Here is a 25,702-nt window from a genome sequence, read left to right as displayed (position 1 = left end):
GGACCGGTTGAGGACAATGACCGAGATCAACCTGCTCCAGCCGATGCACGCATCGACCAAGCGGAACTACGTTCAGCGGGTCGTCGAGCACGACAAGGCGGAATCTGCCACTGTCGCGCGGCAATGGGGACGCGACTACTGGGACGGCGACCGCCGCTATGGCTATGGCGGTTATAGCTACGACGGACGCTGGCGGCCGCTCGCCCAGACGCTGATCGACCGCTATGGCATCAAGCCCGGGATGAGCGTGCTCGATGTCGGCTGCGGCAAGGGCTATCTGCTCTACGAATTCACCCAGCTCGTCCCCGGCCTCACCATCGCTGGCATCGACATCTCCGACTATGGCATCACCAACGCCAAGGAGGAGGTGCGACCGCAATTGAAGGTCGGCAGCGCCGTCGAGCTTCCCTACCCCGACCACAGCTTCGATCTCGTGGTGTCGCTCGGCATGCTTCATAATCTTCCGCTCGAGGACGTCTTCCGCGCCGTGTCGGAGATCGAGCGCGTTGGACGCGGCGCCTCGAAATATCTGATGGTGGAATCGTTCCGCGACGAGCGCGAGAAGGCGAACCTGCTCTACTGGCAGCTCACCTGCCTGAGTTTCCACGGTCCGGAAACCTGGGCCTGGATCTACGACAAATGCGGCTATCGGGGCGACCATGGGTTCATCTTCTTCGAATGAAGCAACGGGCCTGCGCCGCTCGACCTCGTTGCGGGCGCAAAATCCCGAAGTGTATTATTCGGACGACGCCATCGTTACGGCGGACGACGCAACGATCGCCGAGCTGAAGCGCATCGCCGCAGGCAATCCGCGTCTGCGCAGCCGGCTGTGCACGCATCCCGATCCCTCGTCCGACCTGCACGAGATGCTGATCGTGCATCACCGCGAAGCCTATGTGCGGCCTCACAAGCATTTTGACAAACCTGAGTCGTTTCACCTGATCGAGGGCACTGCGCAGGTCGTGATCTTCGAGGACGACGGCCGCATTCGCGACGTGCTCGAGATGGCACCGTACGGTCGGGGCGCGCTCTGCTACTATCGGATGCCCGAGCAGGTGTTTCACTCGATCCTGATCACTTCGGAATGGCTGGTGTTTCACGAAACCACCGCCGGTCCGTTCGACCCCTCCCGCACGGCATTCCCCGACTGGGCGCCTGACGGCAGCGACGTGGCCTTAGTCCAGGACTACGTCACGAAGATTGGTGCGCTCGCCGCGGAGCATCTGGCCCATCGCCATGCTTCACGAGCTATTCCAGCAGAGGTTCCTACCGATGACTGATCATTGCCGCCTCTGCCATTCGACCCATTTGCGCCCGGTCATCGACCTTGGACAGATGCCGATTGCACATCGGCTTCGGCATAGCCGGAGCGAGCAGGAGGAACGGTATCCGTTCGAGGTGTTCGCCTGCGGCGAGTGCGGCCTGCCGCAGATCGTCAAGCCGATCGATCCCGACATTCTCTACCGGCAGTTCAACTACAATTTCAGCAGCTGGAAGCCGGAGCCGCACCAGGTCGACGAACTCGACACGATCGCCAAATTCTCGAGCCATCAATCCGTGTTCGAGATCGGATGCAATGACGGCCTGTTCATGGACAGGCTTCGCGAACGCGGTGCGAAGGTTTTGGTGGGCGTCGAGCCCAACCCGGTATCGGGCAAGATCGCCCGCGAGCGTGGCATCAAGGTCTATGCCGACATGATCAGCCCGTCGCTGTGTCATGACGCGGTCGCAGAGGCCGGCAAGTTCGACCTCGTCGTCTCGCGCCAGGTACTGGAGCACATCGTCGATTTCGAGAACTTTTTCGACTGCGTGAAAATCGCGCTGCGCGACGACGGGCTGCTGTTCATCGACGTGCCTGATTTCGAGCCCGGCTCGACGGCAGGCGACCTTTCGGTCCTGTGGGAGGAGCACGTCAGCTACTTCACCGAGCCGACGCTGCTCGCGCTGCTGGCGCGCCACGGCTTCGAGGCGGTTTCAGTGAAGAAATACAATTTCAGCGGCGGCAGCCTCGCGATCGCAGCGCGACGCGCCGCGCGCGGGGTGACGGGCCCGCCCGCGCCGTCCGGCGTCGGCGAGAAATTCGGTCGGCGCGCCAGGGAGTACGGCGCGCGTCTTCGCCGGATCCTCGCCAACGCCCGCGCCAACGGCGCCGAGATTGCCATCTACGGCGCCGGCTGCCGCGCCTGCACCTTCACCAATGCCCATGAACTCGCTGATCTCGTCGACCTCTCGGTCGACGACCAGAAGGAGCGCCAGGGTCTGTTCCTGCCCGGCACCGGGATTCCGATCCGTCCGCCGGAGGACCTCGCCGGCAAGTCGGGTCCGCTCGTCTGTCTTCTGGCCGTGAACCAGGAGAACGAAGACAAGGTCGGCAGCCGGCTGCGCGAAAACGTGAAGCGTCCGCTCCACATCGTTTCGATCTTCGCGCCCTCCGACATCTGGAGCGAGCTCGATCGCCTCGATGCGGCCGCAGGGTCGCGGCATGGCTGAGGACAAGCTCTTCAACTATTACGAACGTCAGGACGTCCTGCCGACGTTCGGGAATTTCAAATCCGCCGCCGAACTCGAAGCCTATGCCGGCCTGCGGCGCGAGTTGTTTTCGGACAAGCTGGTGCTGCCGCCGCGGTTGTTCCGCGACGCCGACGTGCTCGAATTCGGCCCCGATTCCGGCGAGAACGCGCTGGTGTTCGCGGGCTGGGGCGCAAACATGGCGCTCGCCGAGCCGAACCGGCATGCGCACGCGAAGATCCAGGCTTACTTCGCCCATTTCAACCAGGCCCAACGTCTCCGCGAACTCGTATCGTTCGATGTCGAAGGATTTCGCAGCGATCGTCGTTTCGACATTATCGATGCCGAAGGATTCATCTACACGGTCCAGCCGGCTGAAAATTGGCTCGGCATCTTTCACCGGCTGCTCAATCCAGACGGTTACGTCGTCGTTTCCTACTACGAGCGCTACGGCGGCTTCTTCGAGCTCGCGCTCAAGGCGATTCATGCGGCGGGCAAGGCACTGACGGGCCGTCCCGGCCTCGAAACGGCGAAGCTGCTGTTCGACGCAAAATGGAGCAGCATTCCGCACACGCGCAGCTTTGAATCCTGGCTGATGGACGTGCTCGAAAATCCTTTCGTCCGGCACCGCTACTTCCTCGAGGCGGGAGCCTTGTGCACGGCGGCGCATGAGCAGGGATTCGATATCCATTCGGCGTGGCCCGCCTATCGCGACGGCCTGGACGTCTACTGGCACAAGAAGGTCCTCTCCGACGACGAGAAGCTGCGGCGCGCGACGCGCCACCTCGGCCGCAGCCGTCTGAGCTTTCTCGGCGGACGGAAGCTCTATCTGGCCGGGAAGACCGAAGCGGTCGAGGCGATCTCGGCTTCGATCGAGACATTGGTTGTCGATGTCGATGCGATGATCGACGATCCCTTCGGCGACGGCCTGCCCCGTGCGATCGCGAGCCTCGCGTCACTGCGCGAGACGATACCGGACACAGACATCCTTGCCGACGATGCGTCCGACATCGACGCCATCGTCGCGACCCTCGACAGCTTCCATCGCATCTTTCTCGCGATCGGGCGACGGGACGTGTCCACAGTCACGGCCCTCACCCAGTCCGACCAGGCGTTCATCAACACCTGGGGACAGCCGGCGCATTTTCTCGTCATCCGGAAACGCTTCGAGGGGTCCTAGCAAGTGAGGCCAGGCATTGGCATCATCGGAACGGGCATGGTCGGCCAGATGTGCCACCTCGCCAATTTCGCCGCCAACCCCGCCTGCCGCGTTGTCGCGATCGCAGATCTGCGGCCTGATCTCGCCGCCGCAGCGGCGCAAAAATTCGACATCGCGCGGGTCTACCGCACGCACCGGGAAATGCTGGCGGATAGCGAGGTGTCGGCCGTCGTCGTGGTGACGAAGCGCCGCGCCACCGGCCCGATCGTGCTGGATGCGTTGAACAGCGGCCGCGACGTGCTGTCGGAAAAGCCGATGGCCTACACCGCGGCTCAGGCCGTTTCGCTGGCCGAGGCGGCGCGGCGGCACAACCTCGTCTACAGCATCGGCTACATGAAGCGTCACGATGCCGGAGTGGCGCGCGCGATGGCCGAGTTGGCGCGCCTACGAGCGGATCAGTCGCTTGGACGCATTGTCGGCGCGCGAGGCTGGTGCTTCGGCGGCAGCACTGGCCGGTCGCAGGACAATTTCGTCATGACCGGCGAAGTGCGGCCGGACGGGCTCGAGCTCTGGCAGGACGGCCCCGACTGGATGCCGGGCGCGATGCGACCGGGCTACGACAATTTTCTGAACGTGTTCAGCCACATCATCAATCTCGCGCGCTATTTGCTCGGATCGTCGCCGGCAGTCGCCGAAAGCACCATCGAGAGCTCGGGCGCGGCGACCGTGAAACTCGATTTCGACGGCGTCGCCTGCGCGCTGCAACTCGCCAATGGGTCCGAAGGCGTCTGGCGCGAGGGGCTGAGCATCGCGTTCGAGCGGGGCGCGCTGACCATCGAATTGCCCCCGCCTTTTGCCGAGCAGGAGACGGAGGTCATCCTCGATCAGCAAGGACAACGCACGCGATTGTCGCGCGGAAGGAGTTGGGCGTTTCGGCGTCAGGCCGATGCATTCATCGCCGATATCGTGGAACAGAGGACGCCGCTGGCGTCCGGCGCAGATTCCGTGGCCGATATCGCCCTTGCTGAGGCGATCTGGCAACGGCAGGTCAGCGGCTAGGCTTCACGCCCTCCGGCAGCAATATCCGGACTATGGCTGATCGCCCGCGTCCCAGTTAAGTGTTTGATTTCGCTGGCAGGAGTGGCAGGGCTCGAACCTGCGACCCCCGGTTTTGGAGACCGGTGCTCTACCAATTGAGCTACACTCCTACGGACCCTGCGTTGCCGCCCGGATCAGGCCGCTTTGAAGCACAGGGGGCGGCCGGATTGCAAGACCGGATTGCAAGGGTGAAGCGCGCTGGCTTCGCTTGTTTGTGCCGCGCCTTCTGGGCCACAGTCCGCTCCGAACAATAATAAGCACCGGGAGTACCCATGACTGCCCAAGCGTCTACTGCCCAAGCGTCCGCGACAGCCGCCCCTTGGCCCTCGATCGCACCGAAGACTCCGCCTCTGCCGGAATCCCGCCCCGAGACGCTCGGGCTGTCGCGCCCTCGCCTGCAGGCCATGTCGGACGCCTTCAAGCGCGAGATCGACAAGGGAACCATTCCGGGTGTCACCGTGCTGGCGGCACGGCACGGCCAGGTCGGCTGGTTCGAGGCGCTCGGCAGGCAGAGCCCGACGGGCGCGGCGCCGATGGCGCAAGATTCGATCTTTCGCATCTTCTCGATGACCAAGCCGATCGTGTCGGTCGGCATCATGACGCAGGTCGAAGATGGGCACCTGATTCTTGCCGACCCCGTCGCGAAATTCATCCCGGAGTTCGCCGACCAGAAGGTCGGCGTGGTCAGCGGCGGCAAGCTGGAACTGGTTCCGCCGAAGCGCCCGATGACGGTGCAGGACCTGCTCCGCCACACCTCCGGCCTGACCTACGAGCACCAGGGCGACGGCCCCGTGCACAAGATCTATCAAAACTCGCGGGTGCGTAGCCGCAAGATCACCAATGCCGAGCACGCCGCCCTGGTGGCGAGCTTCCCGCTGGTCTGCCATCCCGGCGACGAGTTCAACTACAGTCGCTCGACCGACATCCTCGGGCGCATTATCGAGGTCGTCAGCGGCAAGTCGCTCGGCACGTACCTCACCGAGCGCATTCTCGCGCCGTTGCAGATGGCCGAGACCGGTTTCTCGACAGCGGAGGCCAATGCCAACAGGCTCGCCGAACCGTTCGCGGCCGATCCCTGGACCGGCGACAAGGTCGCGCTGTTCAACATGCTCGAGCAGCCAATCATGGAGTCCGGCGGCGGCGGCCTCGTCTCCACCACCATGGACTATGCTCGCTTCGCGCTGATGCTGCGCAATGGCGGCACGCTCGACGGCAACAGGATCATCGGCCGCAAGACGCTGGAGCTGATGGCCTCCGATCATCTCGGCCCGAATGTGCAGACCAATGGCACGCTGCTGTCACCCGGCCATGGTTTCGGCCTCGGCTTCGCGGTGCGCCGCGAGGCCGGCATCGCCCCCTTCCCCGGCAGCGTCGGCCAGTTTTTCTGGAGCGGCATTGCGGGGACGTTCTTCTGGATCGATCCGAAGGAGGATCTGTTCGTCGTGTTCATGAGCCAGGGCCCGGGGCAGCGCGATTTTACGCGAACGCTGGTGCGGGATCTGGTGTACGCGGCGGTGGATTGAGGGCTTCGCCTGGTCGCAGCGTCGCACCTCCACACTTGCTGTCATGCCCCGCGAAGGCGGGGCATCCAGTACTCCGCAGCGGCAATTCGTTCACACGACTACAGCCGCGGAGTACTGGATCGTCCGCCTTCGCGGACGATGACACCTACTGGGGCGTCAACTGATCGTGGCGCCGCCGTCGATCACCATGGTCTGGCCGGTCATGAAGTCGCCGGCCTTCGAGCCCAGGAACACCGCGGCGCCCGCGATCTCGTCGGGGACGCCGATGCGCAGCAGCGGCGAACGCGCGGTCGAGGCTTTCAAATTCTCTGGATTGTCCCACAATGCTTTCGCGAAATCGGTCTTGATCAGGCCGGGCGCGATGCAGTTCACGCGGATGTTGTGTGGGCCGTATTCGCAGGCCAAATTGCGCGCGAGCTGCATGTCTGCGGCTTTCGAGATCGCGTAGGCACCGAGGATGGTCGAGCCTTTCAGGCCGCCGATCGAGGAGACGATGATGATCGAGCCGTCCTTGCGCTCGATCATCTGCGGCACCACCATCGAGATCAGCCAGTTGTTGGCGACGATGTTGTTGTCCAGAATCTTCCTGAACTGATCGTCGGAGATGCCGGCGAGCGGGCCGTAATACGGGTTCGACGCGGCGTTGCAGACCAGCACGTCGATCTTGCCGAAGGCGCGGTTGCTCTCGTCGATGAGGTTTTGCAGGTTTTCCTTCGACGAGATATTGGCGGCGATCGCCACCGCCGTGCCCTTGCCGAACTTGTCGTTGATGCTCTTGGCGACCTGGTCGCAAACGTCGGCCTTGCGCGAGGAGATCACCACCTTGGCGCCGTGCTCGGCCATGCGCTCGGCGATCGCAAGCCCAATGCCGCGCGTCGAACCAGTGATGACGGCGACTTTCCCCTTCATGTCGAACAAGGTCATGTTTCTCTCCCAGAGTACGTTTTGATTGCTTGAAGCTTACGCCGCGTCCGCGCCACCCGGCAATTGCTCAGGCGAGCTTCTTGACTTCCGGTCCCGCGGGTTGATGCATCGCCGCATGCGCATCGTCCGCGATCCACGGCTGCTGGTTCACCATCGGCAGCCGCCAGACATTGCGTTCGGGGCTTGCGAAATAGTCGAGCCGCGTCACCGAGCAATTGTCGATATCGAACGCGAGCCCTCGCTCCGGCTGATTGTCGAGCGCCAGCCCCAGCGCCGCCTTGATGGTGCCGCCATGTGCGACCGCGATCACGTCCTGCCCGGCGGCCTCATTGTTGATCCGCTCGATGGTGCGGCGGGTGCGGTTGTAGAGGTCCATGAAGCTTTCGCCGCCGGGTGCAGGCTCGTTGATGTCGGCAAACCAGCTCGAGCCGACGGGACGGCTGGCGATGAACTCGGCGCGGTTCATGCCCTGCCAGCGACCGAGATTCTGTTCGGCGAGGTCCGCCTCCCATTTCATCGATGCAGGCCTCGGGAATCCGGCGGCCCAGATCGCTTCGGCGGTCTGATGGGTGCGCATCAGATTGCTCGAATACCAGACCGCCTTGCGTGGCAGCACCTTGGCAACAGCATTGAAGACGTAGGTATCGCTGGTGTCGCAGGCGAGATCGGACTGACCGTAGATGTTGCCACCGTCATTGCGCACGGGCGCGTGACGGACCCACCACCAGCGTGTCGTGACCACTTTGGGCTTGTCTGCACCTGCCATCGAAACCCTTCCATCCCGTCTGATGTCGCTGTACGTCAGTAGCGAACGTGTCTCAAGACACTTTACCGTTTGAAATCTTGTTTGAAATTCCGTCGCGCGGCAAGCGTCGCGCGCGAACCAAAGGGAGAAACCGCATGGGCCGTCTGCAAGGCAAATCCGTCATCATCACCGGTGCCGGCAGCGGCATCGGCCGCGCGGCCGCGCTGCTGTTCACCAGGGAAGGCGCCAAGCTGATCGCGGTCGATCGCAGCGAGGCGGTGAAGGAGACGGTCGACGAGGTGAAGAAGGCCGGCGGTGTCGCGGAAGCCATGATGGCGGATGCGGGCTCCGAAAAGGACGTCATGGCCGTGATCGACAAGGCGGTGAAGACGCACGGCCGGCTCGACGTGATCTGGGCCAATGCCGGCGTCTCCGGCGGACTCGTTCCGCTCGGCGAGCAGACCGTCGAGCAATGGCAGGAAGTCTTGCGCATCAACCTGATCGGGCCGTTTCTCGCGGTGAAGCATGCGATGCCGCACATGGTGAAGCAGCAGTCCGGCGCGATCGTGCTCACCGCGTCCGTCGCGGGCCTCAAGGCCGGCGCCAGCGGACATCCCTATGCCGCGAGCAAGGCCGGCGTCATCTCCCTGGTGCAGACCACCGCCTATTCGCTCACCGGCACCGGTGTGCGCATCAACGCGGTGTGCCCGGGCCTGATCGAGACCGGCATGACCAAGCCGATCTTCGACCGCGCCAAGGAGCGCGGCACCGCCGACAAGATCGGCCAGCTCAATCCGCTCAAGCGCCCCGGCCAGCCGCACGAGCTCGCCGCGATGGGACTGTTCTTGGCCAGCGACGAGGCGTCGTACGTCAATGGCCAGGCCTTCCCGGTGGACGGCGGACTGACGGCGTCGATGCCGTATACGGGGAAGCCGGTTTAGTTCACGCACTCTCGCGTCCGGGACGCGCTGCAGCTTTCTCACGCTGCTGCGTTGCGTCCGGGGCACGAGACAGAAGTTTTGGCGCGCAACTGCTTCAGCATCGTCATTGCGAGCACAGCGAAGCAATCCAGAGTCTTTCCGCGGCGTCAGCCTGGATTGCTTCGCTGTGCTCGCAATGACGGAGTCTGTGCTCGCAATGACGGAGTCTGTGGGTGGCAGGGTCGCGCTTCCATTCGCATTCCCGTTCGCAGACACACCTTCGCCCTCTCGCGGCTTGTTCGCCCGAGCTTTGCTTGGTCGCCTCACCCTCGAATGAAAGAGGGCGCAGGGAAGACCGGGCGCCGGCTGGCACCCGCGGTCCACTGTGCGAAGTTGCAGTAAAAAATCTGCACAGCGGCATACAGGTGAAGCCAAAACGTCCGGCCTTCCCTGCGCAGCGGTTTTACGGCTTATGCCGTGCTCTCCCCGGGGAGCGATGCACTATTGCCCCCGTCGCCTCATGGATGGCTGATGCGCGAACCCGGTCGGGCCGCCACATCACCACAAGACTTGACGCACAGACCCCGGGCGTCAGGACGACACGGTTTTGCCGTACGCTGTCAGCACCGGTCGTGTGCGCGACGCCTTCGCTCACGGTTGCCCGCCCTGCGAAACCATTCGCGCCGGTGTGGCCCAGCGTCCGCCGCTGTCCGGCCCGCGTTCGTGACGATCGCGATACGCCCCTCTTCCTTGGGCCGGGTTGCGGCGACACATACGTGATTTCCGAATTTCGGTAAAGTGGAATATTTTCGACGGCGCGGGTTGACCGGCAATTGGGGTGTTTTGCCCGACAGGCAACACAAGGTCTTGTAGCCCGGATGAGCGAAGCGACATCCGGGATTCCGACCACGAGCTGTCCCGGGTATCGCTTCGCTCACCCGGGCTACCGGTCTGTGTTGATTTGCTCTACCAGAGGCGACGTTGGTATGGTTCGTGCAAGCACTTCAGCTTCCATCCCCCTGACAAGAACGTGACAATGCCAAGCTCAAGACCCGACCGTATTCGCAAGCTGCTCGCCGACCTCGTCGGCTTCGACACGATCAGCGATCGCTCCAACCTGCCCCTGATCGCGCATATCGAGAGCTATCTCGCCGCACACGGCGTCAAGAGTGAGCGCATCGTCGACGAGACCGGACAGAAAGCCGCGCTATGGGTCACCATTGGACCCGAGGACCGCCCCGGCCTGGTGCTGTCGGGCCATACCGACGTGGTGCCTGTGGTCGGCCAGGACTGGAGCCACGATCCCTTCAAGCTGATCGAGCGCGACGGCAAGCTTTACGGCCGCGGCACCACCGACATGAAGGGATTCGTCGCGGTGTGCCTTGCCATGGTGCCGGAGATGCTGGAGGCGAAGCTGACAACGCCGATTCATCTCGCCATCTCCTATGACGAGGAGATCGGTTGCGTCGGCGTGCGGCCGATGCTGCGCGAGGTCGCGAAGAAACGGATCAAGCCGCTCGGCGCCTTCATCGGCGAGCCGACCGAGATGAAGGTCATCATCGGTCACAAGGGCAAGCACGGCGTGCGCGCCACGTTCCAGGGCCTCGCCCGCCACTCCTCGATCGCGCCCGAGGGCGTCAACGCGATCGAATACGCCGCCGAGCTGATCGTCGAAATCCGCCGCCGCGCGTTGCAACTCGCAAGCACGAAAGCTACGAACAGCCTCTACGATGTCCCGCACTCGACGCTGCTCACCAGCATCGTGCATGGCGGCGCCGCGCTCAACATCGTGCCCGATACCTGCACGGTGGATTTCGAATGCCGCGGCATCGGCATCACCGAGTCCAGGGAGGTGACGGATGCGATCGTCGCCTGGGCCAAGACCGAGATCGAGCCGGCGATGAAGGCGCGACACCCGGAGTGCGGCATCGACTTCGAAGAGATCCTCGACTATCCCGCGCTCGACACCGCCGCCGACGCAGCCATTGTCACGCTGGCCAAGAGCCTCGCGGGGCGCAACGACCACGCCAAGGTCGCCTTCGGTACCGAGGCGAGCTTGTTTGCCAGCATGGTCGATATCCCGTCCGTCGTAATCGGCCCCGGCTCGATCGCGCAGGCCCATACACCGGACGAGTTCGTGGAGATGGCGGAGCTGGAGAAATGCGCAGGCTTCGTGGAGAAGCTGATCGCGCATTGCGTGAAGGGGTGAGGTGTTTCCGCGTCATTGCGAGGAGCTCTTGCGACGAAGCAATCCAGACTGCCACCGTGCGAAGATTCTGGATTGCTTCGCTTCGCTGCTTCGCTCGCAATGACGAGCGTCTGGAGACCCCCGTAGCCCGCATGAGCGTAGCGACATGCGGGGTCGCTGTCCCTGATATCGCTGCGCTCATCCGGGCTACGAATGAGCGGTGCGCCTCATCGCTCCTGCAAAGCCAGCCGCACGCCGACGGCGCAGTAGATGGTCCCGACCACCTTGCCCTGCCATTTCACGACGGCTGGATGGCGGCGTAGCAAATCGCCGAGACGGCCGGCGCCGACGGCGAACACCACCGTGCTAAGGAGGCCGAGCAACACGAACACAGCACCGAGCAGCGCGAGCTGCAGCGTCGTCGAACCATGCTCGGGCCGGACGAACTGCGGCAGGAACGCGAGGAAGAACAGCGCGGTCTTCGGATTCAGCACCTCGGTCAGCACGGCCTGCCGGAATGCCCGTACTGCGCTGATCGCGGGCGCGCCGCCATTCACCTCGAGCGGCGTCTTGTCGAGCATGGCGCGAATGCCGAGATAGATCAGAAAGCCCGCGCCCGCGTATTTGACGACGCTGAACAGGAGCGCCGACGTTGCGATGATCGCAGAGAGGCCGACGATCGCCATGGTGGTGTGGACCACGTCACCGGCCGCAATTCCCGCGCCCGTCGCGATGCCGACCCTGGTCCCCGAGCTCGCGGCGCGCGCCATGGTGAGGAGTGTCGCCGGTCCGGGAATGAAGACGAAGCCGAGGACGATGAGGATGTAGGTGATGAGGGTGGTGTGATCGATCATGCGGGCATCTCTCTCGTCATTCTGTCCCGTGTCCAGACACGAGAGGAACGCAAGCAAAGGCGCGGCCGTCAGCCGCGCCTTCGGATTCCTTAAACCGCGCCCGCCTTCTGCGCGTACTCCCAAGACGCCTTCGACAGCGGAACGGTGCGCTTGGCTGACTCCAGCGCCTTGGCATTCGCCGCGGTGCCGTCGCGGACCCGGCCGGCGATGCCTTGCGTGATGCCGGCGAGACGGAACAGGTTGTAGGCGAAATACCAGTTGAGGTCAGGCACCGTCATCTTGGTGACGTTGCAATAGATCTGCGCGGCCTCCTCCACGCTCGGGATGTTGAGCGCCTTGAGGTCGGCGCCGTCCAGGCCGGGCATGACCCACTGCATCAGCAGATAGGTGAAGTCGGCCATGGGATCGCCGAGCGTCGACAATTCCCAATCGAGCACGGCCTGCACGCGTGGTTCCGTCGCGTGGAAAATCATGTTGTCGAGGCGATAGTCGCCGTGGACGATCGAGACGCGCGCCTGCTCCGGCACGGTCTTCGGCAACCATTCGGCGACCTTCTCGAACTCCGGAATGGTCTGGGTCTCGGACGCGCGGTACTGCTTGGTCCAGCGGTCGATCTGCCGGGCAAAGTAGTTGCCGGGTTTGCCGAAGTCGCCAAGACCGATCGCGACGGGATCGAACATGTGGAGTTTTGCCAGGGTCTCGATCTTGCCGGTGAAGATCTTTCGACGATCATCCCGCGTCTGGCTCGGCAGCGTCGGATCCCAGAACACCCGGCCGTCTTCCATTGACATGATGTAGAAGGCCGAACCGATGATGCTGTCGTCCTGGCACAGCGCATAGGCCTTCGCGACCGGAAAGCCCTGCTTTCCCAGCGCCGCGATCACGCGATATTCGCGATCGACCGCGTGCGCCGACGGCAACAATTTGCCGAACGGTTTTCGGCGCATCACATAGGAGCGGTTCGGCGTGTCGAGCCGATAGGTCGGGTTGGACTGGCCGCCCTTGAACTGGAGCACGACCAGCGGTCCCTCATAACCCTCGACGTTCTCGCGCAGCCAGGCTTCGAGCCGCATCTCGTCGATGCGATGACGCTCCTCGACCGGTTTGGTGCCCGAGAACTCTTCGTCTTTCCTGACGCCGTCAGCCACGATGACGCTCCCTCTTCAGTCCGAACATGATCCTAATCGGTAACCCCCAGCGCACTTGCGTCAAGCGGTCATCCGATCACGGATCATGCCCTGTCATTTCTTCAAATCGGGAGCGCCAGCGTGCTCTCCCGCTTAATGACTGGAAGAGTTTGCATACTTCCGAACCTCGAGCCTGGCAATGGCGCGATTGTGCACCTCGTCCGGGCCGTCGGCGAGACGGAGCGTGCGGATGTGGGCGTAGTCCTTGGCGAGGCCGGCTTCGTCCGAGACGCCTGCACCGCCGAAGGCCTGGATCGCCTCGTCGATGATCTTCAGCGCCATGTTGGGGGCTGCGACCTTGATCATGGCGATCTCGGCCTGCGCGGTCTTGTTGCCGACCTTGTCCATCATGTCGGCGGCCTTGAGGCACAACAGCCGCGTCATCTCGATGTTGGTGCGGGCCTCGCCGATGCGCTGCTCCCACACCGAATGCTCGACGATCCGCTTGCCGAAGGCAGTGCGCGAGGTAAGCCGCTTCACCATTTTCTCCAGCGCCTCCTCGGCCTTGCCGATGGTGCGCATGCAGTGATGGATACGGCCGGGACCGAGGCGGCCCTGCGCGATCTCGAAGCCGCGGCCTTCGCCGAGCAGGATGTTCTCCTTCGGCACCCGCACGTTCTCGAGCAGCACCTGGGCGTGGCCGTGCGGCGCGTCGTCAAAGCCGAACACGGGCAGCATCTTCTCGACCTTGATGCCGGGAGTGTCGAGCGGAACCAGGATCTGCGACTGCTGCTGGTGCTTGGCCGCCTTGAAGTCGGTCTTGCCCATCAGGATCGCGATCTTGCAGCGGGGATCGCCGACGCCGGACGACCACCATTTGCGGCCGTTGATGACGTAGTGGTCGCCGTCGCGCACAATGCTGGTCTCGATGTTGGTGGCGTCAGACGAGGCCACGGCCGGCTCCGTCATCAGGAAGGCGGAGCGGATTTCGCCGTCCATCAGCGGACGCAGCCATTTGCGCTTCTGCTCCTTGGAGCCGTAGCGCATGAATACTTCCATGTTGCCGGTGTCGGGCGCGGAACAATTGAAGACTTCCGAAGCCCAGGAGATGTGGCCCATCTGCTCGGAGAGCAGCGCGTATTCGAGATTGGTCAGTCCCGCGCCGCGGAATTCGTCGTCCTCATGCTCGTTGGGCGGCATGAACATGTTCCAGAGGCCTTCGGCTTTCGCCTTCTTCTTGAGATCCTCGAGCACCGGGATCACCTTCCAGCGTTCGCCGCTGCGATCCTGCTCATCATAGACCGGCACCGCCGGGCGCACGTGCTTGGCCATGAAGGACTGCACGCGGTCGAGCCATTCCTTCTGCTTCGGCGACAGATCGAAATCCATGGGACGCTCCTCGTCTTTGCCAACTCGTTTGGCGAACTTGTTTTGCGCCGGACTGTCCACCCGCATTGTGCGACCCGCAAGTGCGAATGCGCGGCTTGCGGATGCTCCGGAACCCATTCGCGTTTGCGAACGAGTCCCGATTGCGGATTGACTTTCCCGGCCTTCAAACGATAGTTTCATACAACTGTTTGAATTGCAACTCCCTCCCCGAGGGGCTCCCATGGCCAGCGATCATACCCGGACTGCCATTCTCGCCGCTGCCGAACGGCTCTATGCCGATCGCGGGTTCGGCGACGTGACGTTGCGCGACATCGTCGCTGAGGCCAATGTCAACCTCGCGGCGGTGAACTATCATTTCGGCTCGAAGGACGAGTTGATCGCGGAGCTGTTCGTGACACGCTCGATCGCCACCAATCGCGAGCGTCTGCGCGAATTGAAGGCGGCGGAAGAACAAGGCGGCGGCCGCGCGCCGATCGAGGTAATCCTGCATGCCTTGGTCGGCCCGACGCTGCGCGGCTGCCTCGGTCCCGAGAACCAGCGCTCGAGCGCGGCGCGCTTCATGATCCGCGCTTCGATCGAATCCGTGCCGCCGATCCGCCGCATCAAGAATCGCGAGATCGACCATTTGCGCAAATTCGCCGGCGCGATGCGAAGGTCCCTGCCCGACCGCAGCGACGTCGATATTTACTGGGGCCTGAACTTCGCGCTCGCCATGGCGCACCACACCATCCGCGAGAGCGAGCGGCTGACGAAACTGTCGGAAGGCAAATGCGACCTCGACGATGTCGAGGACGTGGTCGCGCGCGTCGTCAGCGTGGCGACGATGGCGCTGACGGCGGGACGGACGGAGGCGAAGGCGCCGTCAAAAGTGGCGGCGCGCTAACCTTCACATCATCGCGATGCAGTCGATCTCGACGTCGAAGGGGCCGAACCATTCCGGCGTACAGACGAAGATCCGCGCCGGCGGATCGTGCGGGAAATAGCGCGCATAGACGTTGTTGAACGCGGCGAAGTGCTTGGTCGAGGTGCAGTAGACGTTGCACTTCATGACGTTGTCGAGGCTCGCGCCCGCCGTCTCAAGGCACAGCTTCATCTGCTCCATGATCAGCTCGCTCTGCCGTTCGATCGGCACGTCCGCGATCTCGCCCGTCTCGGGGTCGAATGGCGGCAGGCCGGCGACGAAGATCATGTTGCCGGCGCGCGTGACCGGCGAGACCGGCGCCTGCCGACGATCGAGGAAAGTCGAGATCGGTTCGACGCGGAGCGCTTCGCGTTTCATTTCGAGATTCATGGGCGGCCACCTTCGGTCCAAGCGAGATGACGGCTTGCTACAGCATGTTGCAGCCGTCATGCTTCGCTTCTGATCGAAGTTTGGTCGCCGAGCCGCCTAGGCGTGCTGCGGCATCTCCTCGGCCTCTTCCTTGGCGAGCAGCAGCAGCATCTCGATGCCCATGTCGCCTTCCTGCGGCGAGCGGATGAACTTTATTTCGTCGGCGCTTTGCCGCAACGCGGCAATGATCGCGACGGCCTGGTTGGCCGTTGCCGCCTCGGTCGCCAGAATTGCCTTCTGGTTCTTGGCCTGAAACCCGATCGTGTAGGACATGCGTTCCCTCCCGGACTGAGTGGACCGATCGAATCTGAGTCGCGCGCGGAGCGGAAGCCTGTGTGAGTACGGACCGGAATTATCTGGGGATTGCCCGCAAGGTTCGCGCAAGGCCGCAGGAGCGTCATGCTGACGTCCCTTTTTATCCAGTGGCGATCAGGCCAAACCGCGCGCGCCGCTCCGCCGAAGCTAGATAATCCCCTGCTGCTTCAGCGTCTCGATCTTGCCGGCATCGTAGCCGAGCTTGCCGGCGAGCACCTCCTGGGTGTGCTCACCGAGCAGCGGCGGGGCGCGGTAATCCTTGATCGGGGTTTCCGAGAGCGTCAGCGCGTTGCGGATCAGCGAGAGATCGGGCTGGAAGGGATGATCGACCTTCACCCGCATGCCGCGCGACTGGACGTGCGGATCGGAAAACACCTGCTCGAAATTGTTGATCGGGCCGGAGGGCACGCCGGCCTCCTCCAATCTGTCCAGCCAATAGGCCACCGGCTGCTTCAGGAACAGGCCGGCGAAGATCGCCATGATCTCCTTGCCGTGCACGACGCGGTCGTTGTTCCTGACGAAACGCTTGTCGCTCGCGAGTTCGGGCGCGCCGAGCACGGCGCAGGTGCGCTGGAACTGGCCGTCATTGCCGACCACCAGCATCAGCTCGCCGTCGGTGCAGCGGAACACGCCGGCCGGCATGCCGCCATTGCCCCAGGTGCCGCGGCGCGGCGGCGTCTTGCCGTTGACGAGGTAGATCTGCAGCCAGTGCGACAACGACGCGATGACGGTGTCGAACAGGCAGACGTCGATATGCTGCCCCACGCCATCATTGGCGTCGCGATGATAGAGCGCCGAGAGAATCCCGATCGAGGTGTTCATGCCGGTCATGTAGTCGACGATCGACGGGCCGACCTTCATCGGGCCCTCGCCGGGCTCGCCGTCGATATGGCCGGTGACGCTCATCAGGCCGCCCATCGCCTGCAGGATGGCGTCGTAGCCGGCGCGCGGCGCATAGGGGCCGGTCTGGCCGAAGCCGGTCACCGAGCAGTAGATAATGCCGGGATTGATCGCCTTGATGGTCTCGTAGTCGAGGCCGTAGCGCTTGAGATCGCCGACCTTGTAGTTCTCCATGAAGACGTCGACATCCTTGGCGAGCTCGCGGATAATCGCCTGCCCCTCGGGCTTGGCGATGTTGACCGTGACCGACTTCTTGTTGCGGTTGGCGCAGAGGTAGAATGAATTGTTGTTGTTGGCTTTGCCGTCGGGGTCGGTCAGATAAGGCGGGCCGAAGGCGCGCGCGTCGTCACCGGTGCCCGGCCGCTCGATCTTGATCACCTCCGCGCCCAAATCGCCCAGCATCTGGGCCGACAGGGGCCCGGCAAGCACGCGGGTGAGGTCAAGGATCTTGATGCCTGAGAGCGGCAGGGCCGACATGTCGAATTCCTCCGGGAACTGGATCTTGGCGCGGCGGCGAGATCGCGGGACGCGCTCCCTGCGGATACACTATTTTGGCGGTCCGAGCACTGCACTGTGGGCATACGGCCATCCCCCAGCCCGCCCGGCGCAGGTCACCGCGCGGTGAATTTCCGCATGGCGAATATTCTCAGGTTGCAGCCGCTGCAGCCACCTGCGGCCGGCGGCGGCCGAGCAGGACCAGGATCAGCACCGTGGCGCAGGAGCAGACGAAGGTGAGACCGAGCGCGCCGCGGCTGCCGAACTGGGTGAGCAGGCCGACAAGGAGCGGCGGCGAGACCGCGGAGGCGAGATTGAGCGGCAACGCGATCATCGACATCGCCTTGGCGAACTCGGTCTGATCGTAGAACACGAGCGGGATCGTTGCCCGCGCCACCGCCATCGCGCCGCTGCCGGCGCCGTAGAGCAGGATGAAGGCCGCAACCGCCCAGGTCGCGCCCTCGCTCGTCATCAGCAGCAGCATGGCGATCGGCAGCGCCGTGCCGGCGACGAGCCCGGTCGTGATTCCATCCCACCGCCCTCCGCCGAGAAAATCGAGTCCGCGGGCGCTGACCTGGATCACGCCCAGCATCGAGCCAAACGCAAGCGCCTGCGCCGGGGGAAGCCCCTCCGCCCGGAGCAACTCGATCATGATGGCGCCGATGCCAAAATTGACGAAGGCATTCAGCGTGATCGCGGCAACGACGAGGCTGAAGGTGCTCCTGGGAATCGTAGGCGGCGGCGAAGATTTCACCGGCTCGCCGCCACGATCACCGACGATTTTCCGGCGCGGTGCAAAGAATGCATAGAGCGGAAGGTTGATGACGACCATCATGGCTGCATAGACGAGGCACGTCCCGCGCCAGCCGAGCAAACCGCTGAGGAACGACGTCGTCGGCCAGAAGATGCTGCTCGACAGGCCCGTCACCAGCATCAGCGCGCCGATGGCATTCTTGGCCTGCCGCCCGGCGACCTCGTTCAGCATGATATAGGCGCCGGTCGAAAGCGTGGCGCTGCCGGCGATGCCAAGGACGATCCAGGCCGCGAAATACAGCATCGGCTCGCGCGCGAGGGACAGCAGGATGAAGCCCGGCACGGTGAGGACCGTGCCTGAGATCATGACCTTTCGTGCGCCGTGCCGCGCAAACGACCTGGCGAGCCAGGGCGCGCACAGCCCCATCGACACATAGAGAACGGACGTCCCCGCGAACACCGCCGGCAGGCTCATGCCGAGATCAGCCGCGAGATCGCGTCCGACGATGGCGGGAAGACCTATCGTACCCCACCCGACAAGCTGGGAGACCGCAAGCACCAGCAGGACCCCGATGAGCCTGCTGTCAGATTTCAAGAACCGCATTCCAATCGTCGCCTGCCCGGCAGGCGCCGATCACGCCTGTGATATCTGTCTTACCCCCGGACTCAGCGCAGGGAAACGCCGGCGGTCGAATGGCAGCAGGCGGCCAGGAGCATGTCAGGTGGCGGCAGGAGCTCCCAGCCCCGCGAGCCCGAGCAGGGATCGCGCCTCGGCCGCAGTCGCCACGCGGCGGCCGTGACGCGCGACAGCCTCACCGGCGATGGCCACGAGTTCCGCGTTGCTGGCGGCAAGGCGCGCCTTGTCGATCCTGATATTGTCCTCGAGTCCGGTGCGGACCGCATCGGCGCCCCGCGCGAGCGCCCAGCCCATGACCTCGGCCTGGTGGCGTCCGATCCCCGCTGCCGTCCATGTCGCCTTCGGGATCAGCCGCCTGAGCTCTCCCAGCAAGATGTCGAGGACATGCTCGTCCGCGGGCATGGCGTTCTTGACGCCCATGACGAACTGCACGTGCGGACGCTGGTCGATCAGCCCCGCCTCGATCAGGCGGCGGGCGCCATGCAGATGCGACAAATCGAAGATCTCGATTTCCGGCCGGATGCCATTCGCCTTCATCCCGGTGGCGAGGGTCTCGACCAGCGCGGCGCTGTTCTCGTAGACGATGGTCGGAAAGTTCACAGAACCGGTGGAGAGCGAGGCCATGTCCGGCTTCAGGTAGAGCGACGATCCGCGCGCCGAGGGATCGCGGCCCCGCCCTCCGGTCGAGAACTGAACGATCATGTCAGGACAGTGCTTCTTGATCCCCGCCTGCACCAGGGCGAAACGCTCGGGATCGGAGGACGGCGTCTCGTCATCGTTGCGAACATGGATATGGGCGAGCGTGGCACCGGCTTCGAAGGCCTGGTGCGTCGACTCGATCTGCTCGGACGGCAGAATCGGGACCGCGGGATTGTCCTTCTTGCGCGGAACGGAGCCGGTGATTGCGACGGCAATGACGACGGGGTTCATCTTGCAACCTCATATTGATTGCGCTCGCGCGCACCAAATTCGAATCGGCGGCCTGACTATGCAGTGAGGCCCTGCCGCCGCGAACATCATCGATCGCGGCGGCAGTTGCCTCTACCATACCCGTCAGGTCCGAACCGTGGCAGCCCCGCTCACCGCATCGCCGGCGCGCTGACGGTCATAATCTGCCCGCAGCATTGGAACCGCATTGGGATTGCCGAGATCGTCGATCCTGATCCGATAGGTTTCCCGCGCGGTCAGGGCGGCCAGCGCGGCGATGACCGTGATAGCGAAGGCAATCGCCCCCACCGTCAACGGAATGTTGGTCGAGCCGGGAGGCGCGACGGTCGCAAACAGGGCGGGCAGCAATGCGGTGATGGTGGTTCCGATGTTCTGCGATATCGCCATCGCCGAGACGCGGGTGCGGGTCGGAAACAGCTCCGGGTAAAAGCTCGGGAAGATCGCGTTGTAGCCCTGATAGACGACGCCCCACATCAGCAGCGACACCAATATTGCCAGCGGCACATTCCTGATGCTGATGGCATAGAGGTAGCCAAAGGCGAGCAAGCCAGAGAGAAGCGCGCCGACGATGATCGGGGGCTTGCGGCCGACCTTGTCGGAGAGATTGCCGACGAAGGGAATGACGAACACGGCCAGCATGTTTCCGAGCACGGGAATCCAGAGATAGACGTCCTTGGCAAAACCGATGCCGTAGGCCGGCTGCACCGCATAGGCCGCGCCGAAGATGGTCGCAACGACAGGAATGACATTCATCAGCGCCATGCAGATGACCCTGAGCATGTCGCGCCAACTCAGCTTGATCGCCTGGACGATGGGCGCGCGCGGCGTTTCTCCCCGCTCGCCCTCGCGGGCAAAAGCAGGGGTCTCGTCGACTTCGCGACGAATGATGTAGCCCGCGACGATGACGAAGAAGCTGAGCAGGAAGGGAATCCGCCAGCCCCAGCTGTTGAAGGCCTCGGTCGGCATATAGGCCGCCAACGGCAGGAAGATTGCTGCGGCGAGGATCTGTCCGGCCTGCACCCCCTGAAGGGCGAAGCTGGCATAGAAGCCCCGCCGGCCGAACGGCGCGTGCTCCAGGATCATCGAGCTTGCGCCTGAGATTTCGCCGGCAACGGCAAATCCCTGCACGAGGCGCAGAATGACGAGCAGAATTGGCGCCAGGATGCCAACCTGCTGGTAGGTCGGCAGGATACCCACGGCCATCGTCGAGATGCCCATCAGGAACATGCAGATGATGAGAACCGTCTTGCGGCCATGGGTGTCGCCCCAGTGCCCGAGGACGAACGCGCCAATCGGCCGGGCCACATACCCGACGCCATAGGTCGCCAACGAGGCGACGATCGCGACGGTGGGATTCTCCGACGGGAAGAAGATTTGCGGGAAAATCAGTGACGCGGCGGTCGCGTAGATGAAGAAGTCATAATATTCGAGAGCCGACCCGATCCAGCCGCTGGCAGCGGCTTTCCTGGACTGACTCATCTGATGGATCGCGGTCATCTCAAGATTCCTCCCTTGGGTTTTGCTGACGTCCCGTTGACGGGCTTCGCTCAAAATTGGGCAGCACTCTCCGGCCGCTCTGCGGAGTTTCGCGAGCGCTTGTCATTGCCGATGGGTGTCTGCTTGGTGGCGACGATAAGCTTTCGCCGGGCTAACACAATTACCCAGTTATTCGACAAACCTAACATGATGTTATTTTGTACGGAGAGCCCACGTTCCGGCGAACACCGCCGGCAGGCTCATGCCGAGATCAACCGCGAGATCGCGTCCGGCGATGGTGGGGTGGGAGGTGGTTGACATTGGACCATTGCATGGTCCATTTTATGGAAACTGAGGAAGGACAATGAGATGCGGGTCTCCGTTACCGACGCAAAAGGACAATTGACCGATCTTGTCCGCCGCGCAGAGGCCGGCGACGAGGTGATCCTGACGCGACATGGGCATCCCGCGGTACGGCTCGTCCCGGTCAAGCTTTCGCCGGACCGCGCCACCCGCCGGACCGCGCTTGAGGCGGCGCGAAGGACCGGCGGGGCCAAAGCTATTCCCGGACCGAGCGCCGCGCGCAGTCAGGACTTTCTTTTCGGCGATGACGGACTGCCGGAATGATCGCAGTCGATACCTCCGCACTGATGGCGATCGTGCTCGACGAACCGCAAGCCGATGCTTGCATCACCGCGCTGGACACCGCCGACGACATCCTGATCTCGGCGGCCTCCGTTGCAGAAAGCCTGATCGTCGCGGCACGGCGGGGCGTCGACGAAGAGATGAACAAGCTGATTAACGATCTCGGTTTGAACGTGATCTCGGTGACCCAAGCTTCGGCCGAACGCGTGGCGCAAATCTACTCGCGTTGGGGCAAAGGCATTCGTCCTGCCGGTCTCAACTTTGGTGACTGCTTCGCCTACGATGTCGCCAAGGAGCATGGCTGCGCACTTCTTTATGTCGGCGACGACTTTGCCAAGACGGATATCGTTGCGGCGGCGTAAGTCGACGGCCGGGCGCCGACTTACCGGCCGAACAGAAAAGCCGCGGGGCAGCCGTCAGGCCGTGTGACCGGGATCGACGTGCTTCGGCGTTTTCTTGTCGCGTTGGGGTGTCATCTTGGCCGGATCCGGCGCACCCGGCACGCCGCGCGGCCCGAGCTGGTCTCGCTGAATGTCGTCTTCAGAGCGGGAGGGTTCAATGCCGTTCGGTTCACGGGGCTTGGTCATCGCAGCCTCCTGAAGTGTGTTCTGCTCGGAGTGTCCCATCAAATTCCCAGCGCGTTCTCGCCGGCTTCGCGGCCGGGCACGCTGACATGGACTTCGTGTCCCTCGCGAAGCGCCAGCGAGGCGGCAGCCACCGCCGATTCGAAGGCCGCTTCCTTGGTGGAGTATCTGTTCTTGACGTCGCCGTCGTGCAGCACGCCCCATTCGTCCTGCACCGGCACGATCGTGTATTGAGCAAGGCCCATGGTGTAACTCCTCGAGATCTATCTATCGCTGCGTGAGCTGCGGGTGCGCCGCCGTCACCCGCCACACCGTGTTGCCGCTGTCATCGGCGACCAGCAGCGCGCCGGTCTTGTCGATGGCGACGCCGACGGGCCGCCCGCGCGCCTGGTTGTCGCTGTTGAGGAAGCCGGTGACGACGTCCTGCGGCGGGCCGCTCGGCCTGCCATCCGTGAACGGCACGAACACCACCCTGTAGCCGTTCAAGACCTGCCTGTTCCAACTGCCGTGCTCGCCGACGAAGGCGCCGCCGCGATAGGCCGCCGGCAAACTCGCGCTCGTGTTGAAGGCCATGCCGAGCGGCGCGACATGCGAGCTCAGCGCATAGTCAGGCACGATCGCCTTGGCGACGAGATCAGGACGCTCCGGCTTGACGCGAGGATCGACGTGCTGGCCGTAATAGCTGTAGGGCCAGCCATAGAAGCCGCCGTCCCTCACCGACGTCATGTAGTCCGGCACGAGATCGGGACCGAGTTCGTCGCGCTCGTTCACCACCGTCCACAGCGTCCCGGTCTGCGGCTCGAAGCTGAGGCCGTTCGGATTGCGCAAGCCGCTCGCGAAGATGCGCCAGCGGCCGCTGGCACGGTCGATCTCGAGGATCGCGGCGCGATTGTGCTCGGCCTCCATGCCGTTCTCGGTGATGTTGCTGTTGGAGCCGACGCCGGCATAAAGCTTTGAACCGTCGGGGCTCGCGACCAGGCTCTTGGTCCAGTGATGATCGATCGGTCCGCCCGGCAGCGGCGTCAGCACCGTGCCCGGCGCGGTGATCTTCGTATCACCCTCCGTGTAGGGATATCTGACGATCGCATCGGTGTTGGCGACATAGAGATCGTTGCCGACCAGCGCGACGCCGAACGGCGAGTTGAGATGGTCGAGGAAGACGCTCTGCACGTCCGGCACGCCGTCGCCGTTGCTGTCGCGCAGCAGCGTGATGCGGTTGCTCGCGCCGGTGTCGCCGCCTGATGTCGCCCAGGACTCGATGTATCCCATCACGATTTCCTTGGGCCGCTTGATCGGAGCGCCCTTCGGCGCCTTGGATTCCACCACCAGCACGTCGCCGTTGGGCAGCACGTAGAGGAATCGGGGGTGCTGCAAGCCGGTCGCGAAGGCCTTGGCCTGCAAGCCCTGCGCGACGGCCGGGGTCTCGTCCTTTTTCCAGCCGACGATACGGGCGATGTGCATCGGCGGCAGCAGGTATTGCTGGATGTCGGGCAGCGTCGGGTTGGCGCCGGTTTGCGCCTTCGGATCGCCACTGCCGTCATTGCAGCCGGCGAGACACAGCAGCGAGGCACACAACAGCACCCGAACGATTGCGGAGTTCATCGCGCAACTCCTACACCGTGGCGATACACCATCGCCCAGCCGAGCCAGCCGGTGACCGGCAGGATCAATACGGTGATGGCTGAAAGAATGAGCCCGGTCGGCCACACCGAGGTCCAGGCATCGCGCGTATGGATCAACGCATTGACGATCGCCAGGACCAACGCCACCGCGTTGCCGATCAGATGCGGCCAGGCCGGCGGTTGCGCCCGCACCAGACGGTTGCCGAGAAAATCGGTCAGGCCCGCGATCGCCGCCAGTACGCCGAAGATGACGCCGACGACCAGAAGCCAGGCGGAAAAATCCGCCCACATGATCTCGGCACTGACGACATAGGTAATATCGGTCAACAGCGCTCCGATGAAACAAGCGATCGGTATCGGCACCAGCATCGGATGAATCGGATGGCCCGCGATCTGCGCGGTCGAGCGCACACGCAAATTGTCTTGCACGGTTGGCCTCTCGTCAGATCGCCACCCCGCCCCGGTAGAAAACACCCGCTTTCCACGAAGGTTCCTGATGGTCGACCACGGCGCCGCTGTGCCTCAACAATGCTGCGGCGTGCGAGCACTTACCAGGAACCCCTTGCCGCTCCGAGCCTTGATCCCGGCATTGAGATGAACCTGCCCTTCAGGAGACCGCGGAGTGGACCAGCCTGGCGACGGCGCCTCCTTCAATCCAGCCTCAAAGCTCGACGGCGTCTCGCGGCGCCAGACGAAACAGATCGAATCCCAGAGCCGGCCTAGCGCAGCGCTGATCCATGAGACAATCCGCGCCGAGGGTGAGCAGGAACTGGAACGGCGATGGTGGGCCATCGTGCTGTCCGGCCTCGCCGCCGGCCTTTCGATGGGATTGTCCCTGATTGTCCAGGGCGAGTTTCACGCGCTGATTTCCGATGAGGCCACCCGACGGCTGGTGGCTCCGCTCGGCTACACGGTCGGTTTCCTGGTCGTGGTGCTGGGACGGCAGCAGCTCTTCACCGAGAACACCCTGACGCCGATGCTGCCGCTGTTGCACAACAGGGATCTCGGCACGCTTGGGAGCGTGATCAAGCTTTGGGGCCTGGTCCTCGCCTCCAACATCGCAGGAACCTGGGCCGTTGGATCCGTGCTCGCGCACACCAGCATCTTCGAACCCCGCATCGTGGGCGCCTTCGTCGATCTCAGCCGCCACACCATCGAGGGTACGTTCGCGACGACCCTTGTCCGGGCGATCTTTGCCGGCTGGCTGATCGCCTTGATGGCGTGGCTACTGCCTGCCGTGAAGGGATCGCGCCCGCACCTCGTCGTCGTGATGACCTATGTGGTCGCGCTCGGCCAGTTCGCGCACATCATCGCGGGCTCGGTCGAGTGCGCCTTCCTGGTGCAGAGCGGCCTGGCGTCGCTCTCGCAATATGCCTCGGACTTCTTCGTACCGACACTCCTCGGCAATATTCTGGGCGGAACGACCCTCGTGGCCCTGCTGAACTACGGACAGGTCGCCCCCGAAATCCGCGACCACAGGGAGTAAAGAGCCTGCACAAAAGCTGCCGCCTCGACAGGAACGATGGGCCCGAGCCGAGCTTGCCTCGGCAAATCAACGCGCG

Annotated in this window: 27 protein-coding genes and 1 tRNA gene; 12 read left to right on the top strand and 16 right to left on the bottom strand. The window is 63.7% G+C overall.

All coding sequences use genetic code 11. The annotated features are described in order from the left end of the window. Nucleotides 1–16: 16 nt before the first annotated feature. Genes IVA93_RS15075 through IVA93_RS15055 form a run of 5 tightly spaced genes read left to right on the top strand, consistent with a single transcriptional unit; the run spans nt 17 to nt 4,726 of the window. Entirely contained in the window at nt 17–682 is a 666-nt protein-coding gene (locus IVA93_RS15075; protein WP_247335958.1) for a class I SAM-dependent methyltransferase, read from the top strand. Then, a complete protein-coding gene (locus tag IVA93_RS15070; protein WP_247335955.1) occupies nt 660–1,280 on the top strand; it encodes a WbuC family cupin fold metalloprotein in 621 nt (206 codons plus the stop codon). The genes IVA93_RS15075 and IVA93_RS15070 overlap by 23 nt, the downstream gene beginning before the upstream one ends. Continuing rightward, the gene (locus IVA93_RS15065; RefSeq protein ID WP_247335953.1) at nt 1,273–2,490 is read left to right on the top strand and encodes a class I SAM-dependent methyltransferase; all 1,218 of its coding nucleotides are present in this window, start codon (nt 1,273–1,275) and stop codon (nt 2,488–2,490) included. Before IVA93_RS15070 ends, IVA93_RS15065 begins: the two co-directional genes overlap by 8 nt. Next, nucleotides 2,483–3,688 carry a class I SAM-dependent methyltransferase gene (locus IVA93_RS15060; RefSeq protein ID WP_247370484.1) on the top strand — a complete coding sequence of 402 codons (1,206 nt, stop codon included), beginning with the start codon at nt 2,483–2,485 and terminating at the stop codon, nt 3,686–3,688. The genes IVA93_RS15065 and IVA93_RS15060 overlap by 8 nt, the downstream gene beginning before the upstream one ends. Before the next feature lie 3 nt (nt 3,689–3,691). After that, nucleotides 3,692–4,726 (top strand): Gfo/Idh/MocA family protein, encoded by a 1,035-nt coding sequence (locus IVA93_RS15055; protein WP_247335930.1) that lies wholly within the window; start codon nt 3,692–3,694, stop codon nt 4,724–4,726. Between the two features lie 73 nt (nt 4,727–4,799). Here IVA93_RS15055 and IVA93_RS15050 read toward each other — a convergent pair. Further along, nucleotides 4,800–4,875, bottom strand: a tRNA-Trp gene (locus IVA93_RS15050). Between the two features lie 162 nt (nt 4,876–5,037). Between IVA93_RS15050 and IVA93_RS15045 the strand changes: the two genes are divergently transcribed. Next, entirely contained in the window at nt 5,038–6,288 is a 1,251-nt protein-coding gene (locus tag IVA93_RS15045; RefSeq protein WP_247335926.1) for a serine hydrolase domain-containing protein, read from the top strand. 156 nt (nt 6,289–6,444) lie between these two features. Here IVA93_RS15045 and IVA93_RS15040 read toward each other — a convergent pair whose 3' ends face one another. Together IVA93_RS15040 and IVA93_RS15035 are read right to left on the bottom strand one after the other, a co-directional pair. After that, complete coding sequence (locus tag IVA93_RS15040; protein WP_204511535.1) at nt 6,445–7,212, bottom strand: SDR family NAD(P)-dependent oxidoreductase; 768 nt, start codon at nt 7,210–7,212, stop codon at nt 6,445–6,447. A 67-nt stretch (nt 7,213–7,279) separates the two neighbouring features. Beyond that, on the bottom strand, nt 7,280–7,978 hold the full coding sequence (locus IVA93_RS15035) for a histidine phosphatase family protein (protein WP_018456439.1): 699 nt from the start codon (nt 7,976–7,978) through the stop codon (nt 7,280–7,282). Between the two features lie 134 nt (nt 7,979–8,112). Here IVA93_RS15035 and IVA93_RS15030 point away from each other — a divergent pair, with 134 nt between their 5' ends. Then, nucleotides 8,113–8,898, top strand: coding sequence for an SDR family NAD(P)-dependent oxidoreductase (locus IVA93_RS15030; RefSeq protein WP_018456438.1), 786 nt, complete (start codon nt 8,113–8,115; stop codon nt 8,896–8,898). Nucleotides 8,899–9,913: 1,015 nt separating this feature from the next. Beyond that, a complete protein-coding gene (gene argE / locus IVA93_RS15025; RefSeq protein WP_247541818.1) occupies nt 9,914–11,086 on the top strand; it encodes an acetylornithine deacetylase in 1,173 nt (390 codons plus the stop codon). Between the two features lie 206 nt (nt 11,087–11,292). Here argE and IVA93_RS15020 read toward each other — a convergent pair whose 3' ends face one another. From IVA93_RS15020 to IVA93_RS15010, 3 genes are all read right to left on the bottom strand, one after another. Continuing rightward, nucleotides 11,293–11,919: a LysE family translocator gene (locus tag IVA93_RS15020; protein ID WP_085384222.1), complete on the bottom strand. Its 627-nt coding sequence runs from the start codon at nt 11,917–11,919 to the stop codon at nt 11,293–11,295. A gap of 89 nt (nt 11,920–12,008) precedes the next feature. Further along, nucleotides 12,009–13,067: a phosphotransferase family protein gene (locus tag IVA93_RS15015; RefSeq protein ID WP_204511538.1), complete on the bottom strand. Its 1,059-nt coding sequence runs from the start codon at nt 13,065–13,067 to the stop codon at nt 12,009–12,011. Nucleotides 13,068–13,199: 132 nt separating this feature from the next. After that, nucleotides 13,200–14,435 carry an acyl-CoA dehydrogenase family protein gene (locus IVA93_RS15010; RefSeq protein WP_007611657.1) on the bottom strand — a complete coding sequence of 412 codons (1,236 nt, stop codon included), beginning with the start codon at nt 14,433–14,435 and terminating at the stop codon, nt 13,200–13,202. A gap of 220 nt (nt 14,436–14,655) precedes the next feature. Here IVA93_RS15010 and IVA93_RS15005 point away from each other — a divergent pair, with 220 nt between their 5' ends. Then, entirely contained in the window at nt 14,656–15,318 is a 663-nt protein-coding gene (locus tag IVA93_RS15005; RefSeq protein ID WP_085351267.1) for a TetR/AcrR family transcriptional regulator, read from the top strand. A 3-nt stretch (nt 15,319–15,321) separates the two neighbouring features. On the opposite strand, the gene IVA93_RS15000 is transcribed toward IVA93_RS15005, so the two are convergent. From IVA93_RS15000 to IVA93_RS14975, 6 genes are all read right to left on the bottom strand, one after another. After that, nucleotides 15,322–15,714: a RidA family protein gene (locus IVA93_RS15000; protein WP_162847229.1), complete on the bottom strand. Its 393-nt coding sequence runs from the start codon at nt 15,712–15,714 to the stop codon at nt 15,322–15,324. A 108-nt stretch (nt 15,715–15,822) separates the two neighbouring features. Further along, nucleotides 15,823–16,038 carry a hypothetical protein gene (locus IVA93_RS14995; RefSeq protein ID WP_018457601.1) on the bottom strand — a complete coding sequence of 72 codons (216 nt, stop codon included), beginning with the start codon at nt 16,036–16,038 and terminating at the stop codon, nt 15,823–15,825. Nucleotides 16,039–16,227: 189 nt separating this feature from the next. Further along, nucleotides 16,228–17,457: a CaiB/BaiF CoA transferase family protein gene (locus IVA93_RS14990; RefSeq protein ID WP_018457602.1), complete on the bottom strand. Its 1,230-nt coding sequence runs from the start codon at nt 17,455–17,457 to the stop codon at nt 16,228–16,230. Between the two features lie 169 nt (nt 17,458–17,626). Further along, the gene (locus tag IVA93_RS14985) at nt 17,627–18,832 is read right to left on the bottom strand and encodes an MFS transporter (protein WP_085351264.1); all 1,206 of its coding nucleotides are present in this window, start codon (nt 18,830–18,832) and stop codon (nt 17,627–17,629) included. Between the two features lie 114 nt (nt 18,833–18,946). Next, on the bottom strand, nt 18,947–19,795 hold the full coding sequence (locus IVA93_RS14980) for a 3-oxoadipate:acetyl-CoA acetyltransferase (protein ID WP_085357982.1): 849 nt from the start codon (nt 19,793–19,795) through the stop codon (nt 18,947–18,949). Nucleotides 19,796–19,918: 123 nt separating this feature from the next. Continuing rightward, entirely contained in the window at nt 19,919–21,310 is a 1,392-nt protein-coding gene (locus tag IVA93_RS14975) for an MFS transporter (protein ID WP_085351262.1), read from the bottom strand. 348 nt (nt 21,311–21,658) lie between these two features. On the opposite strand from IVA93_RS14975, the gene IVA93_RS14970 reads away from it, so the two are divergent. Then, nucleotides 21,659–21,916, top strand: a complete 258-nt coding sequence (locus IVA93_RS14970; protein WP_018457607.1) for a type II toxin-antitoxin system Phd/YefM family antitoxin — start codon at nt 21,659–21,661, stop codon at nt 21,914–21,916. Then, a complete protein-coding gene (locus IVA93_RS14965; protein ID WP_018457608.1) occupies nt 21,913–22,296 on the top strand; it encodes a type II toxin-antitoxin system VapC family toxin in 384 nt (127 codons plus the stop codon). The genes IVA93_RS14970 and IVA93_RS14965 overlap by 4 nt, the downstream gene beginning before the upstream one ends. Before the next feature lie 54 nt (nt 22,297–22,350). Here IVA93_RS14965 and IVA93_RS14960 read toward each other — a convergent pair whose 3' ends face one another. From IVA93_RS14960 to IVA93_RS14945, 4 genes are read right to left on the bottom strand one after another with little or no spacing between them, the layout of a single operon-like run. After that, nucleotides 22,351–22,521, bottom strand: a complete 171-nt coding sequence (locus IVA93_RS14960; RefSeq protein WP_166520788.1) for a hypothetical protein — start codon at nt 22,519–22,521, stop codon at nt 22,351–22,353. A gap of 38 nt (nt 22,522–22,559) precedes the next feature. Continuing rightward, nucleotides 22,560–22,763 (bottom strand): hypothetical protein, encoded by a 204-nt coding sequence (locus tag IVA93_RS14955; protein WP_007611681.1) that lies wholly within the window; start codon nt 22,761–22,763, stop codon nt 22,560–22,562. Between the two features lie 22 nt (nt 22,764–22,785). After that, nucleotides 22,786–24,120 carry a PQQ-dependent sugar dehydrogenase gene (locus IVA93_RS14950; protein ID WP_085351260.1) on the bottom strand — a complete coding sequence of 445 codons (1,335 nt, stop codon included), beginning with the start codon at nt 24,118–24,120 and terminating at the stop codon, nt 22,786–22,788. Then, a complete protein-coding gene (locus IVA93_RS14945; protein ID WP_018457611.1) occupies nt 24,117–24,569 on the bottom strand; it encodes a DUF2231 domain-containing protein in 453 nt (150 codons plus the stop codon). The genes IVA93_RS14950 and IVA93_RS14945 overlap by 4 nt, the downstream gene beginning before the upstream one ends. A gap of 193 nt (nt 24,570–24,762) precedes the next feature. On the opposite strand from IVA93_RS14945, the gene IVA93_RS14940 reads away from it, so the two are divergent. Continuing rightward, nucleotides 24,763–25,626 carry a formate/nitrite transporter family protein gene (locus IVA93_RS14940; RefSeq protein ID WP_204511540.1) on the top strand — a complete coding sequence of 288 codons (864 nt, stop codon included), beginning with the start codon at nt 24,763–24,765 and terminating at the stop codon, nt 25,624–25,626. Nucleotides 25,627–25,702 lie beyond the last annotated feature (76 nt).

Source organism: Bradyrhizobium sp. 155, assembly GCF_023101105.1.
GTDB lineage: Bacteria > Pseudomonadota > Alphaproteobacteria > Rhizobiales > Xanthobacteraceae > Bradyrhizobium > Bradyrhizobium canariense_D.
This window is presented reverse-complemented; position numbering and strand designations above follow the sequence as displayed.

What these genes read in the sequence shown, in the direction of transcription:
- IVA93_RS15075 (WP_247335958.1), top strand. Translation starts at nt 17, where the DNA reads ATGACCGAGATCAACCTGCTCCAGCCGATGCACGCATCGACCAAGCGG.
- IVA93_RS15070 (WP_247335955.1), top strand. Translation starts at nt 660, where the DNA reads ATGGGTTCATCTTCTTCGAATGAAGCAACGGGCCTGCGCCGCTCGACC.
- IVA93_RS15065 (WP_247335953.1), top strand. Translation starts at nt 1,273, where the DNA reads ATGACTGATCATTGCCGCCTCTGCCATTCGACCCATTTGCGCCCGGTC.
- IVA93_RS15060 (WP_247370484.1), top strand. Translation starts at nt 2,483, where the DNA reads ATGGCTGAGGACAAGCTCTTCAACTATTACGAACGTCAGGACGTCCTG.
- IVA93_RS15045 (WP_247335926.1), top strand. Translation starts at nt 5,038, where the DNA reads ATGACTGCCCAAGCGTCTACTGCCCAAGCGTCCGCGACAGCCGCCCCT.
- IVA93_RS15040 (WP_204511535.1), bottom strand. Translation starts at nt 7,212, where the DNA reads ATGACCTTGTTCGACATGAAGGGGAAAGTCGCCGTCATCACTGGTTCG.
- IVA93_RS15035 (WP_018456439.1), bottom strand. Translation starts at nt 7,978, where the DNA reads ATGGCAGGTGCAGACAAGCCCAAAGTGGTCACGACACGCTGGTGGTGG.
- IVA93_RS15030 (WP_018456438.1), top strand. Translation starts at nt 8,113, where the DNA reads ATGGGCCGTCTGCAAGGCAAATCCGTCATCATCACCGGTGCCGGCAGC.
- argE (WP_247541818.1), top strand. Translation starts at nt 9,914, where the DNA reads ATGCCAAGCTCAAGACCCGACCGTATTCGCAAGCTGCTCGCCGACCTC.
- IVA93_RS15020 (WP_085384222.1), bottom strand. Translation starts at nt 11,919, where the DNA reads ATGATCGATCACACCACCCTCATCACCTACATCCTCATCGTCCTCGGC.
- IVA93_RS15010 (WP_007611657.1), bottom strand. Translation starts at nt 14,435, where the DNA reads ATGGATTTCGATCTGTCGCCGAAGCAGAAGGAATGGCTCGACCGCGTG.
- IVA93_RS15005 (WP_085351267.1), top strand. Translation starts at nt 14,656, where the DNA reads ATGGCCAGCGATCATACCCGGACTGCCATTCTCGCCGCTGCCGAACGG.
- IVA93_RS15000 (WP_162847229.1), bottom strand. Translation starts at nt 15,714, where the DNA reads ATGAAACGCGAAGCGCTCCGCGTCGAACCGATCTCGACTTTCCTCGAT.
- IVA93_RS14995 (WP_018457601.1), bottom strand. Translation starts at nt 16,038, where the DNA reads ATGTCCTACACGATCGGGTTTCAGGCCAAGAACCAGAAGGCAATTCTG.
- IVA93_RS14990 (WP_018457602.1), bottom strand. Translation starts at nt 17,457, where the DNA reads ATGTCGGCCCTGCCGCTCTCAGGCATCAAGATCCTTGACCTCACCCGC.
- IVA93_RS14985 (WP_085351264.1), bottom strand. Translation starts at nt 18,832, where the DNA reads ATGCGGTTCTTGAAATCTGACAGCAGGCTCATCGGGGTCCTGCTGGTG.
- IVA93_RS14980 (WP_085357982.1), bottom strand. Translation starts at nt 19,795, where the DNA reads ATGAACCCCGTCGTCATTGCCGTCGCAATCACCGGCTCCGTTCCGCGC.
- IVA93_RS14975 (WP_085351262.1), bottom strand. Translation starts at nt 21,310, where the DNA reads ATGACCGCGATCCATCAGATGAGTCAGTCCAGGAAAGCCGCTGCCAGC.
- IVA93_RS14970 (WP_018457607.1), top strand. Translation starts at nt 21,659, where the DNA reads ATGCGGGTCTCCGTTACCGACGCAAAAGGACAATTGACCGATCTTGTC.
- IVA93_RS14965 (WP_018457608.1), top strand. Translation starts at nt 21,913, where the DNA reads ATGATCGCAGTCGATACCTCCGCACTGATGGCGATCGTGCTCGACGAA.
- IVA93_RS14960 (WP_166520788.1), bottom strand. Translation starts at nt 22,521, where the DNA reads ATGACCAAGCCCCGTGAACCGAACGGCATTGAACCCTCCCGCTCTGAA.
- IVA93_RS14955 (WP_007611681.1), bottom strand. Translation starts at nt 22,763, where the DNA reads ATGGGCCTTGCTCAATACACGATCGTGCCGGTGCAGGACGAATGGGGC.
- IVA93_RS14950 (WP_085351260.1), bottom strand. Translation starts at nt 24,120, where the DNA reads ATGAACTCCGCAATCGTTCGGGTGCTGTTGTGTGCCTCGCTGCTGTGT.